This window comes from Hyphomonas chukchiensis, assembly GCF_000682695.1.
Taxonomy (GTDB): Bacteria; Pseudomonadota; Alphaproteobacteria; order Caulobacterales; family Hyphomonadaceae; genus Hyphomonas; species Hyphomonas chukchiensis.
The window spans coordinates 127,446-139,677 of sequence record NZ_AWFG01000019.1 but is presented as its reverse complement, the minus strand read 5'-3'; the positions used below and the strand labels follow the sequence as shown (position 1 = coordinate 139,677).

Below are 12,232 nucleotides of genomic sequence, written 5' to 3'. Positions count from 1 at the left end.
GAGCAAGACAAGTCAACGCGCAGGGGCTTGTTCAGGCCTTTGCAGGTTCCGGTCCGAAACGGTTGGTTCCCGGCGTTCCCGGCTGACAGGCAAGGTAAATATTGTAGAGCGGGATCAGCACCATGATGCCGCTCTGCTCGATATCGTGCATCCGCCGGATGGCAATGCCGATGCCGGGCAGCAGCAAGGCCAGGCTGACAAGCAGGCTCAACAAGCTGAAAATCGCACCGAGATACGGGATCGCAGACAGGATGTTCAACGCGATCGAGATCATGAAGGCGATCGACACATAGTGCCAGAATTCCCGGCGGCTGGTCCTGCCCTCAAAGGCCGCATAGCGATTCATTACATTGTCGAGAAACACCGCAAGGGCATAATTGAAATCATAATTCATGGGTCACACTCCTGCAGGGGTTTACGCGGATAGTGAACCAAACCCGCCAAACAGACGGGTTCAGCCGGAAATATCAAACAATCGGTACGCCGATCAGGATTTGGTGCAGCCAAAGCACGAAAGCCACGTAGACCCCCGCCCCGATCAGCACAGACCCGACATCTGCCATCACCGAAGATGGCGCATCCCTGGCCGGGCCGAGGTCACCGCGCTTCTTGACTGCGATCCGGTCAATCACGGCATAGGCCAGGAAAACAGTGAACAGGATGACCGAGTTCAACTCGCCATTGGCCAGTAAATGCCCGAAGGCCCAGAGCTTCACGGCCACCAGCATCGGGTGCTTCGCCGCCTTCTTGATCGCCCCGGTCGGCAATTGCGAGGCCACCAGCAGGATCAGCGCCGGTAGCATCAACAGCATGTTCACATGCTTGCCCCAGCTGGGCGGCGTATAGAGGATGCCTGCCCCGCGCGATGCGCCATACCCGTAGCAGATCAGCACAAAACCGATAATCGAAACAAGGCTGTAAAGCCCCATATACGTCGGATAGCCAAGTTTGACCTTGATATCCTTGCTCGGCTCGCGCGACCTGAAAGTCGTGAACAGGTGCGCCCCGAAAAAGATGACCAGACCGAGTATCAGATAAAGCATGCCAACGCCCTCCCAAGGCTTTTGCAGAGCCTAGTCCGAATTGCAGGTTTGAGGAAGCCAATCGGCACGTAGTGCGCAAAGTCCCCTATCCGCCTCCGCCGGAAGAAGGACGAAGACCCCGCTACAGAATGATCCGTAATCGTGCTAGCCTCCTGAATGAGACCCGGACAACCGGGCGTGGGAGGGACACATGACACTTTCTGTTATCAGCGCCGGATTTGGCCGCACCGGCACAATGTCGCTCAAGCTGGCGCTTGAGGAACTGGGCCTCGGCCCGTGCCACCACATGATCGAAGTTATCCATAATGGCGAGGCACAAGTCCCGCTGTGGAACGCCGCGCTGGCCGGCAAGCCAGACTATGCGGCCATCTATGACGGCTACAAATCGGCTGTGGACTGGCCAACCGCCGCCTTCTGGCAGGACGTGGCCGAGACCTATCCGGAGGCCAAGATCATCCTCTCAACGCGCTCTGCCGAAAGCTGGTATGACAGCATCTCCGAGACCATCCTCGCCGCGGTCTGGGCGCCCGAGACATGGCCGCCACAGGCGACCGAATGGTTCAAAATGGTGTCGCAAGTCCTCGAGCGAAGCTTCGGCGACGCCAAGGAGAAGGACGAACTGATCGCCACCTTCCACGCGCACGAAGCAAACGTGAAGGCCACCGTGCCGCCCGAACGCCTGCTCGTTCACTCCGCCAAGGACGGCTGGGGCCCGCTTTGCGCCTTCCTCGAAGTCCCTGTTCCGCTCACCCCCTATCCGCGCACCAACAGCAAGGAAGAATTCTTCCAGCACATGAAGGACGCGGATGAGATGTAGCGATGAGGCCCTTTAGTAACTCTTCGGCAGGCCGAGGACGCGTTCGGCGATGAAATTGAGGATCATCTCGCGGCTTACGGGGGCGATGCGGGCGAGCATGGCTTCGCGCATCATGCGCTCGACATGGTATTCTTTGGCATAGCCCATGCCGCCGTGCGTCAGCACAGCGGTTTCGCAGGCCGTGAAACCCGCTTCCGTGCCGAGATATTTCGCGGCGTTGGCTTCGGCGCCGCAATCCTCGCCTGCGTCGTAGAGCGAGGCAGCCTTGTAAGCCATCAGTTCAGCCGCCGAGAGCTCAGCCCAGCTGCGCGCCAGCGGATGCTGGATGCCCTGGTTCTGGCCAATCGGCCGACCAAACACGACCCGCTCCTGCGCATAGCGCGCGGCGCGCTCCAGCGCGGCAAAGCCAAGGCCAACGCTCTCCACGGCAAACAGAACGCGCTCGGGGTTCAGGCCCTGCAGCAGGTATTTAAAGCCCGCGCCTTCTTCGCCAATGAGGTGTTCCTTGGGCACTTCGAGCCCGTCGATGAAGAGCGTGTTGCACTCCACCGCCTTGCGGCCCATTTTCGGGATCGGATTGGCTTCGATCTTGCCCCGGTCAAGGTCGGTATAAAATAGCGACAGGCCAAGATGCGGCTTGGCGCACTGGTCCTTCGGCGTGGTGCGCGCAATGATCAGGATCTTGTCGGCGCGCTGCGCACCGGTCGTCCATATCTTCCGGCCATTGATGACATAGCCATTATTGGTGCGCTCGGCCTTGGTCTCCAGCGATGACGTATCGAGGCCGGAGTTCGGCTCGGTCACGGCAAAGCACATCTTCTCCTTGCCCGAGATGATCTTCGGCAGGTTTTCCTGCTTCTGTTCCTCGGTGCCGAATTTCTCCAGCGGCTTTGGCCCGAAAATGTTGAGGTGGATTGCCGAGGCGCCCGAATAGCCTGCGCCAGATCGCGTCACCGTCTGCATCATCAGCGCCGCTTCGGTCAGGCCAAGTCCCGCGCCGCCATATTCCTCGGGGAACGCAATACCCAGCCAACCGCCCTTGGCCATGGCATCGCAGAACTCTTCGGGCCATTTGCCGGTCTCGTCTGTCTTGCCCCAGTATTCGTCATCGAAGGGGGCGATCGTCTTGGCGACCGCATCCTTGATGGCCATCTGGTCTTCGCTCATGGGGGCGATCTGGTGCATGCGTTTCCTCCTGCTTGTCAGGAGACTTAGGCGCGGCAGGGGCCCCCGTCCAGCATGAGCGCGGCGTCAGGCGGTCGCAGCCGCAAAGCGGGCCGGGCTGAACGCTGCCGCCAGTTCGCTGGTTTTCCCATCGAGCATAGCATCCACCATGATCTTCGCGGTGACAGGGGCAAGCAGGATGCCATTGCGGTAGTGGCCTGAGGCCACGAACAGCCCATCGGCCCGCGTTTTCCCGAGCAGCGGCGCGTGATCCAGCGTGCCCGGCCGCACTCCGGCCCATGTTTCCAGTTCAGGTGCATAGGCAATCGCCGGGCACAGCCGGGCCGCTTCCGCGCGCAGCTCGGCAATCGTGTCCTCATCAGGTTCAAGCGTCGCCCTGCCCGGCTCCATCGTCGCCCCAATAATCACCCTGTCCGGCTTCGGCGCGATATAGATGGCGCCGCAGCGCAGTGTCATGGTCGGCAAGCCCGGCTCGCGCGCGACCGACAGCATCTGGCCGCCATAGCAATCGATCTCGTCGAGCGCCGTGTCCCAGTTCACGAGACTGAAATCCTCGCCATTCTGGCGCACCTTGATCGCCGCCGTGTTCCACCCCGCTGCCGCGAGGATCATGTCATGCCCCTCGATGCAAAGCCGCCCGTCGCGGTCTTCCAGTGGGGCGGGAACGGTCACGAAACGGACAGCCTCGTGCTCGCCGAGGGCCGCTATGAGGGCCGAGACGATCGCGCGATTGTCCACCTGTCCGTCCGTTGGCAACCGCAGCGCGCCATGCACACCCCGCGAAACGGCAGGCTCGATGTCCCACACCGCCTCGGGCAGCAGCATCTCGCTTTCCACACCATGCCGCGTCAGGGCTGCTGAGAGACGGTGCAGGCCAGCCGCCTCGGCCCCGTCAAAAGCCAGCGCCAGCGACGGCCCCGGCGAAAAGCCAAGATCGCGCCCTGATGCCTGGCTGACGGAGGCGGCAAAGGCTGGCCACAGGGCCGCGCTTTCCATGCAAAGATCGAACAGGCGCGGATGCGCGCCGTCTTCGGCTGCGGCCTCAAAGGCAGGTGCCAGCATGCCGGCAGCGGCCCAGCTCGCGCCGCGCCCGGGTGTTTGCGTGTCATAGATCGTCACATGCGCGCCGCGCTGCACCAGTTCCCAGGCACAGGCGAGGCCAATAATGCCGGCGCCAAGAATGGCGACATGCGCAGAACGGGGGTTCGGGGTCATCCCGGCTCTCTAGGCGACTTGGCCGTGAAGCGAAACGCCTAGGCGGCGGCCGCCTGCATTTTCTGCTCTTCCCAGAAGTTCATGAAGGCATCTGCCCACGTCCTGTCCTGGAAGATAAGTTTCTTGCTGATGCGGCCGTTCGGCTTGAAAGCCGTGTGCACCATCATGTCCGGGGCATCCCCACCCGCGGAATTATCGTTGGAACTTAGCATGTTGACGAAGAAGTCGACAGCCATTTCCCACAGTGCCTGTTCCTCTGGCGTCCCCAGATCCAGGTCTAATACGATGTCATTCATGTCCCACCACCCCTGTTATTCTGACCGGAGTTAATCCCTGATTTACCGAAGAAACCGCCATCCGCAGAGTCATTTCGGCCAAAAAACCATTTCCTGTAAGGCGCTGTGCAAGATTCGGGCAAAACGTCGCTACCCTCACTTGTTGCGATCCATTCTCAATTATGTTTGATAGGCCACAGCCAGACAAGGATCGTTCCATCTCATGAAGTTTCCCGTTCTATTCACCGCTATCGCTTTGTTCGCGGTCGCTTGCGGCAAACCGGCTGAACCTGCGGCAACAAATGCTGAACCCGTTGCCGCGCCTGCGGTTCCCAGCGCGGGCGTGCTGAATGTGTATTCCGCCCGACACTATGATTCCGACAAGGTGATGTACGACACGTTCGAGAAGGAAACGGGCATCCATGTCCGTTTCCGCGAGTCCGGCGCGCCTGAACTGATCGAAACCATGAAGGCCGAAGGCGACAAAAGCCCGGCAGATGTCATCATTTCCTCCGATGTGGGCACGCTCTACCGCTTTCAGGAAGGCGGCTTCACGCAAGGCATTCATTCCGAGACACTGGAATCCCTGATCCCGCCGCATTTCCGCGAGCCCGATGGCAACTGGTTCGGCCTCGCCCGCCGCGCCCGGATCATCGTGTACGATCCGACCCGCCTGAAACCCGAGGACGTGGCCCATTATCAGGACCTTGCTGATGGCAAGCTGCACGGCGAAATCTGCATGCGCTCCAGCTCCAACGTCTACAATCTCTCGCTTATGGGTGAATTCATCGGTCGTTGGGGCTCTCACAAGGCTGCTGAATGGGCCCGCAACGTGGTTGCCAACTTTGCCCGTCCACCCCAGGGCGGTGACACGACGCAGATCGAGTCCATCGCCGCGGGTGAATGTTCAGCGGCCCTGATCAACCATTATTACTGGGTGCGCATGGCAACCGGCACGGACGCAGAGAAAGCCGTCACGGCAAAGACCGCGCTTTCCTTTCCCGAGCAGGACGACGTCGGCACGCACATCAACATTTCCGGCGCTGCCGTCGCTGCGCATGCGCCCAACAAGGAGAACGCCATCCGCTTCATCGAATGGCTTACGACCGCCGAAGGCCAGCAGATGCTGACCAGCGCCACCAAGGAATTCCCGATGGTCGCCGGCATGCCGCTGCCCGCTGGGCTTGAACAGCTTCCTGATTTCAAGCCGAGCGAATTCCCGCTTCAGGAACTGGGCGAGCACCAGGCCGAGGCGCAGGAAATCTACGACCGGGCCGGCTGGAACTAACCCGTTTGGCCCGCGTCGCCCCCTTCCGAAACCTTGCCATTCGCGCAAGTGACGGGCCCGCCTTTCTGGCGGGCCTTGTCATTGCGGTGCCAGTCGCCGCCACGCTTGTGGCCGGTCTGGTCTTTGGTGGCGGCGACGCGTGGGACCATATTCGCACCACACTCCTGACGGGCTATCTACTCGGCACGATCGGCACACTCGCGCTGACAGGCCTGTTCATTCTCGCCTTTGCCGTTCCGGCTGCATGGCTCGTCACCATGTATCGCTTTCCGGGCCGCGCGATTTTCGAATGGCTACTGATCCTGCCCCTCGCTGCACCGGGCTATGTTCTGGCCTATGCCTATGGCGACCTGATGGGCGTCGGCGGGCCGATACAGGCGGCCCTGCGCTCGGCAACAGGTTGGCGCGCGCGCGACTACTGGTTCCCCGATATCCATTCCCTGCCGGGCCTCGCTTTCGTGCTGGCGCTGACGCTCTACCCTTATGTCTACCTCACGGCCCGCGCGGCCTTCATCTCGCAATCGGTCTGCTCGCTGGAAGCGGCACGCAGCCTTGGCGCCAGTGCCGCCCGCAGTTTCTGGCGCGTCGCCTTGCCCGCTGCACGCCCGGCCATCGCCGCAGGCCTCTCCCTCTCGCTGATGGAAGCCGCTGCTGACTATGGCGCCGCTGAATATCTCGGCGTACCGACGCTGACCTATGGCATCGTGCGCGCCTGGACGAGCTTTGGCGAACCGGCCACCGCCGCCCGTCTCGCGCTCGTCCTGCTGACACTCGTGCTCAGCCTCGTCCTGTTCGAGCGATGGAGCCGGGGCCGCCGGGGCAGCGAGCAGAATTCCCGCCGCTGGCGCGCCGTCGCCCGCGCGCCGCTTACGCCACTGGCCGCTGCCGGGGCAACCGCGCTCTGCATCGCCATCTTTCTGATGTCCTTTGGCCTGCCTGTCGGTCGCCTCATCTGGCGCAGCGTGGAAACGAGCGAAACGCTTGCTCCGATTGGCCCTGCGCTGATGAACACACTCATGCTCGCAGGCGCAGGCGCCGCGCTCGCCTTCGTTCTGGCCCTCGTGATTGCTCTTTCCCAGCGCGCTTCTGGCGTGCTGCCGCGCGTTGCCCGCCTTACCGCTTCGTCGGGCTATGCCATTCCCGGCGCCGTTCTCGCCATGGGCGCGCTAGTCGTGCTGGGGCTGCTACCATTCACGCTGACTGGCGCCTCGGCCCTGATTGCACTGGCCTGGGTCTATGCCAGCCGCTTCACCGCTGCCGGGGCAGAGCCCATGGTCGCCGCGCTCGCGCGTGCGCCGGCCTCCCTCAGCCAGGCCGCCGGCAGCCTCGGCGCCTCGCCGCTGCGCCGGGCCCGCGAGGTTGACCTACCCATCGCCCTCTCAGGTGCAACCGCCGGCGCCCTCATCCTGTTCGTGGAATCGCTCAAGGAACTCCCCGCAACGCTCATGCTGCGCCCTTTCAACTGGGACACGCTGGCCGTACGCGCCAATGCCTATGCGACCGACGAGCGCCTTGCCGCCGCCGCTTTACCCGCCCTGCTGATCACGATGGCCGGGCTGCTGCCCGTCATCTTCCTGTCCTGGCGCCTGTCCCGTGCGCGCCCCGGAGCCCCTGAATGACCCTCGCCCCAACCCCTCTCTCGGCGCAGGATGTCAGCCGCGTCTATGACGGCCTTGCGGTCGTATCCGGCGTGTCGCTCGACCTGCAGCCCGGCGCCATTACAGCCCTGCTCGGTGGGTCCGGCGCCGGCAAGTCCACCCTGCTGCGCCTGCTTGCGGGCCTTGAGCCAGTCGACACCGGCAAGGTCTGCCTCGGCGAGACCATACTTTCCGAACCCGGCCGCACGCTAGCGCCCGAGAAACGTCGCATCGGCCTGATCTTCCAGGATTTTGCCCTGTTTCCCCATCTGACAGCCCTGCAGAATGTCGGCTTTGGCCTCGCCAACCTGCCAAAAGACGAGGCGCGCGCCATTGCCACACAATGGCTCTCACGCCTCGGCCTTGGAGCCCGCAGCGGTGCCTATCCGCACGAACTCTCCGGCGGAGAGCAACAGCGTGTCGCCATCGCACGAGCCCTTGCCCCGCGCCCGGCGGCAATCCTGATGGACGAGCCATTCTCCGGCCTCGACCCGTCGCTTCGCGGAACGGTCCGCGAAGAAGCCCTCGATGCCATTCGCGCGGCCGGCGTGCCTGCGCTGCTGGTGACCCATGACCCCGCCGAAGCACTCGAAAGCGCCGATCATATCGCGATCATGAAATTAGGCCGCATCCTGCAACAGGGCAAGGCCGCCGATGTCTACCTTAAGCCTCAGGGCGCCGACATTGCCGCCGCGCTCGGCCCCGTGAACATTATCGCGGGTCATGACCTTCCCGCAGGCCTGCTGAAAGAGGCCATCGCCCCTGACGCCATCATTGTCATCCGCCCCGAAGGCGTCATCCCCGATGCGACGTCTCCTGTAAGCGCCACTATTGTTTCCAGCCGACTGACCGGGCCGATGGCGCGCCTCGTCATGAATGTCGGCGACCTCCAGCTCACATCCCTTGTGCCGCGCGCCCTGTCCCTACCCGCCGGAACCGAGACAGGCATCCAGCTTGATCCGGCGCTTTCATTCATGTTCGCCTCAGGTAATTCCTGACATTACTGTCATGGATGTGCCTACCCCCTCGCCAATACTGGCGTAGCTGCTTAAGCTTGGCATGTCTGGTTCCACGAAGAGGAGACGCCTGACATGGCGCGACAATTGCTGCGTCTTGCTGCTACGGCCCTTGCCGCTGCCGCCTTTGCCTTCACCGCATCGGCGCAGAGCCTGATCCGTGATGCCGAAATCGAGGAAACCCTGCGCGAATGGACCGACCCGATTCTCACCGTCGCGGGCCTCAACCCCAAGGATGTAGGCTTCTACATCATCAACGATCCCAGCCTGAACGCCTTCGTCGCCAACGGCCAGAACATCCACATCCATACCGGCCTGATTATCGCTGCCGACTCGCCTGACGAGATCAAGGGCGTCATCGCGCACGAAACCTGCCATATCGCGTGTGGCCACAGCGTCAGCCGCCAACGCGCCGCCGAAATCGCCTCGCGCCCCGCGCTCATCTCGATCGGCCTCGGCATCCTTGCCCTCGCCGCAGGCGAAGGCGGCGCCGGTGCAGCCCTGATCGGCAGTTCGCAGCAATTCGCCGCGCTGAACTTCTTCGTCCACACGCGCGCGGAGGAATCCATGGCCGACGCCGCTGCCGTGGAATACCTGAGCCAACTGCACGAATCGACGGGCGGCATCGTCCGCTTCTTCGACAAGTTCCGTTACCAGGAAGTCCTCTCGAATGCCCGCCGCTACCCCTATTTCCGATCCCACCCGCTGGCCTCTGATCGTATCCGCGCCGTGCGCCAGCTCGCCGAGCAATCCGGCCTGATGGACGAACCGCCGACCGAGCGCGAGAAGTATCAATATGACATGATGCGCGCGAAGCTGATCGGCTTCCTCGATACGGCCAACAAGGTACGCAACGAATATCCCGCGACCGATGACGGCGAGCCGGCGCACTATGCCCGCTCCATTGCAGCGCTGCAGGTCTCAGACATCGATGTTGCCCTTAAAGAGGTCGACATCCTTCTCGAGCGCGAACCCGACAATCCCTATTTCCACGAGCTGAAGGGCCAGATCCTGTTCGAGAGCGGTCGCACGGCCGAATCGGTTGCCCCGCACAAGCGCTCGCTGGAGCTGAAACCCGGCCAGCCGCTACTACTCATCAACTATGCCCGCTCGCTCAATGCCCGCGATGAACCAGGCGATGTGGAAGCCGCCGAAGCCGCCCTGCGCGACGCACTGATCGCCGAGCCGGATAATGCTTTCGCGTGGGCCCAGCTCGCCATCACCCTGGACAAACAGGGTCGCCGCGCCGAGGCACAGCTCGCCACAGCAGAATCCGCCTATGCAATCGGGGACATCGTGCGGGCCAATGCCTTCGCCCACCGCGCTGCCGACCAGCTTGAGCGTGGCACGCCAAACTTCCGCCGGGCGGACGACATCATGCTGATCACCGATCCAAACAATCCGGACAATCGCAGTTTCTATGACCGCGCCAACCGGGGCCCTCGCCTGTCCATCCAGAGCAGCGGTCGCGATATGCCTTTCGGCAATTTCGCAACCGACATCACGACTGACGGGCGCTGATCAACTTTCTGTCAGGAGTGATGGACGCTGACACCGCTGGCCGTATACAGGACGGTTAGCGACGACATTGTATCGAATACTGAAAAGGCCCACCCCATGATACGCAAACTGTTCACCGCAGCGGCGATGACCGCCATTGCCCTGACCCCAGCCTGCGCGCAGGGCAAGCCCACCAGCCAGATGACCAAGGCCGAGATCGAAGTGATCGTCCACGAATATATTGTCGAGCACCCTGAAGTCATCGAAGACGCCCTCGTGGCACTCGGTGAGAAACAGCGCGCCGAGGCGGCAGCCTCTCAGCAAGCAGCCATTTCGAGCCAGAAAGACAAGCTCTACAGCCTCGCCAGCGATCATTCGATCGGTCCTGCCGATGCAAAAGTGACGGTTGTCGAATTCTTTGATTACCGTTGCGGTTACTGCAAACGTTCGGTCGAGACCGTGCAGGGCCTGCCAGCCCAATATGATGGCAAGGTGCGTGTCGTCTTCAAGGAACTGCCGATCTTCGGCGGCATCAGCGAAACGGCCTCCCTTGCCGCGCTCGCCGCAGGCAAGCAGGACAAGTACAACAAGATGCACGTTGCCCTCATGGAGCTGAAGTCGAACGACGACCTCACCGACAAGCGCATCGATGCAATCGCTGAATCGCTTGGTATCGACGTGAACAAGATGCGCGCCGACATGAAGTCGATGGAAATCCAGAAACAGCTCTCCGACATGAAAGACCTGGGTCGCAAACTCGAAGTCGGCGGAACGCCAGGCTTCTTCGTTGGCGGCACGCACATCGAGGGCGCCGACATGGCAAAGCTGGATGCCGCCATCAAGGCCGAGCTGGAAAGCTAGTCCTCCGGCGTTACATCGCCTCGCAGCGACTTTATCTCGCCCCGGCGCTTCTTGGCCTTGATGCGCCGGCGCACGCTGCCAGCCGTCGGCCGTGTCGCAATGCGGCGCTTGGGGCGGATGGAAGCCTTCTGGATCATCTGGGCAAGACGCTTGCGAGCGGCCTCCCTGTTCATCGGCTGGCTGCGGTATTCGCTGGCTTCGACAATGATGCGACCATCATTCGTCATCCGGCTGCCATAGAGCTTGGCGAACCGCGCCTTCACCTCGGCCGGAATGGACGACGCCTCGACAACCCAGGTCAGCTGAACAGCCGACGAAACCTTGTTGACGTTCTGCCCTCCGGGGCCCGAAGCGCGTACGAAGGCTTCGCTCAGTTCCCAGGCGGGAACCGTCAACTCGCCTGATACGTGAAGATCGCCAAAATCTGCCATGGCGCTTCCTTAACATGGTGTTCAGGCACAGTTCAGCCCGAAAGGCTTAATTCTTGCTTCAAGGTCGCGCAGGTGTGCGGCAACTTATCGGTGGTTCCGGCATTGGTCAGGACTACCGAACATCGGAGGCAAGAGTGCCATGAAACTGTTCAAGAATATTTCCCGTCTTGTAGCGGCAACTGCAGCGGTTGGCTTGTTGATCGCCCCTATGGCCAACGCAGACCAGGGTCGCCGGGGCCATGATGACCGTGGAGGCCACTATTCACGCGGCAATGATCATCGGGGTTATGACCGGCGCGATGATCGCCGGGATGGCAGACGTGACCATCGCCGCGATGACCGCCGCGACTACCGCCATGACAATCGCCACAACAACTACAAAAACTATTACAGCGGCCCGCGCTATTACGGCCGCGCGCCAGCACGCGTCTATTATACCCCGCCGCGCTACTACGCGCCGCCCCCGCGCTACGTCCCCCGCTATGCCGTTGGGGGTTATTACCACCCCCATCCGCAAACCGTTTATATCCGCGACTATGGCCGCTATGGCCTCTACGACCCACCGCGTGGTTACTATTGGGCCCGCGATTATGACCGGGGCGATGCGATTCTCGCCTCCGTGGCGACCGGCGCGATCATCGGTCTCGCGATTGGTGTCATCGCCACAAACTAGCTAAGTGCCTGAAATTTCATCACTTGATTCACGCCCGGACATCACGTCCGGGCGTTTTTTCTTTTCAACCAAAAAGATCACGCAAAAAGCGCGTTCTTAACTTGGTGTTGGCGCAAATCATGCTTAACTTCGTCTTGTTCTGGATGGTCCGGGACAAAGTCCGTGCAAGCAGCACGTTTGAAAGGAGGTGATCCATGTCGAGTGAGAAACCAGGTGAGGCCGTTGGGTCTGTGTCCTATGGTGTCTGGCTGGAGCAGCCTCCAATCAACACCTAGAGACGCGGTAGGGCCG

Annotated in this window: 13 protein-coding genes; 7 read left to right on the top strand and 6 right to left on the bottom strand. The window is 61.9% G+C overall.

From position 1 onward, the window contains the following. Positions 1-31: 31 nt before the first annotated feature. Positions 32-394 (bottom strand): DUF805 domain-containing protein, encoded by a 363-nt coding sequence (locus HY30_RS07975; protein ID WP_034738817.1) that lies wholly within the window; start codon positions 392-394, stop codon positions 32-34. Positions 395-467: 73 nt separating this feature from the next. Then, a complete protein-coding gene (locus tag HY30_RS07970; RefSeq protein WP_034738813.1) occupies positions 468-1,043 on the bottom strand; it encodes an NnrU family protein in 576 nt (191 codons plus the stop codon). A gap of 190 nt (positions 1,044-1,233) precedes the next feature. Between HY30_RS07970 and HY30_RS07965 the strand changes: the two genes are divergently transcribed. After that, positions 1,234-1,860, top strand: coding sequence for a sulfotransferase family protein (locus HY30_RS07965; protein WP_034738812.1), 627 nt, complete (start codon positions 1,234-1,236; stop codon positions 1,858-1,860). A 12-nt stretch (positions 1,861-1,872) separates the two neighbouring features. Here the strand turns inward: HY30_RS07965 and HY30_RS07960 are convergent, their stop codons facing one another. The 3 genes from HY30_RS07960 to HY30_RS07950 all read right to left on the bottom strand — a co-directional run bounded on the left by HY30_RS07960 (position 1,873) and on the right by HY30_RS07950 (position 4,556). After that, positions 1,873-3,045: an acyl-CoA dehydrogenase family protein gene (locus tag HY30_RS07960; protein ID WP_206741436.1), complete on the bottom strand. Its 1,173-nt coding sequence runs from the start codon at positions 3,043-3,045 to the stop codon at positions 1,873-1,875. Positions 3,046-3,111: 66 nt separating this feature from the next. Next, positions 3,112-4,260, bottom strand: a complete 1,149-nt coding sequence (locus HY30_RS07955; protein ID WP_034738809.1) for an NAD(P)/FAD-dependent oxidoreductase — start codon at positions 4,258-4,260, stop codon at positions 3,112-3,114. 38 nt (positions 4,261-4,298) lie between these two features. Further along, on the bottom strand, positions 4,299-4,556 hold the full coding sequence (locus HY30_RS07950; RefSeq protein ID WP_034738807.1) for a hypothetical protein: 258 nt from the start codon (positions 4,554-4,556) through the stop codon (positions 4,299-4,301). A gap of 202 nt (positions 4,557-4,758) precedes the next feature. Between HY30_RS07950 and HY30_RS07945 the strand changes: the two genes are divergently transcribed. The 5 genes from HY30_RS07945 (at position 4,759) to HY30_RS07925 (ending at position 10,837) form a co-directional block, all read left to right on the top strand. Beyond that, the gene (locus tag HY30_RS07945; protein WP_034738805.1) at positions 4,759-5,823 is read left to right on the top strand and encodes an extracellular solute-binding protein; all 1,065 of its coding nucleotides are present in this window, start codon (positions 4,759-4,761) and stop codon (positions 5,821-5,823) included. A 5-nt stretch (positions 5,824-5,828) separates the two neighbouring features. Further along, positions 5,829-7,442 (top strand): ABC transporter permease, encoded by a 1,614-nt coding sequence (locus HY30_RS07940; RefSeq protein ID WP_241765676.1) that lies wholly within the window; start codon positions 5,829-5,831, stop codon positions 7,440-7,442. Beyond that, positions 7,439-8,458, top strand: coding sequence for an ABC transporter ATP-binding protein (locus tag HY30_RS07935; RefSeq protein WP_034738803.1), 1,020 nt, complete (start codon positions 7,439-7,441; stop codon positions 8,456-8,458). Before HY30_RS07940 ends, HY30_RS07935 begins: the two co-directional genes overlap by 4 nt. A 93-nt stretch (positions 8,459-8,551) precedes the next feature. Beyond that, positions 8,552-9,997 carry a M48 family metalloprotease gene (locus HY30_RS07930; protein WP_034738800.1) on the top strand — a complete coding sequence of 482 codons (1,446 nt, stop codon included), beginning with the start codon at positions 8,552-8,554 and terminating at the stop codon, positions 9,995-9,997. 96 nt (positions 9,998-10,093) lie between these two features. Next, the gene (locus tag HY30_RS07925) at positions 10,094-10,837 is read left to right on the top strand and encodes a DsbA family protein (protein WP_034738797.1); all 744 of its coding nucleotides are present in this window, start codon (positions 10,094-10,096) and stop codon (positions 10,835-10,837) included. On the opposite strand, the gene arfB is transcribed toward HY30_RS07925, so the two are convergent. Next, positions 10,834-11,268, bottom strand: coding sequence for an alternative ribosome rescue aminoacyl-tRNA hydrolase ArfB (arfB, locus tag HY30_RS07920; protein ID WP_034738794.1), 435 nt, complete (start codon positions 11,266-11,268; stop codon positions 10,834-10,836). The genes HY30_RS07925 and arfB overlap by 4 nt on opposite strands. A 139-nt stretch (positions 11,269-11,407) precedes the next feature. Between arfB and HY30_RS07915 the strand changes: the two genes are divergently transcribed. Next, positions 11,408-11,941: an RcnB family protein gene (locus tag HY30_RS07915; RefSeq protein ID WP_034738791.1), complete on the top strand. Its 534-nt coding sequence runs from the start codon at positions 11,408-11,410 to the stop codon at positions 11,939-11,941. Positions 11,942-12,232 lie beyond the last annotated feature (291 nt).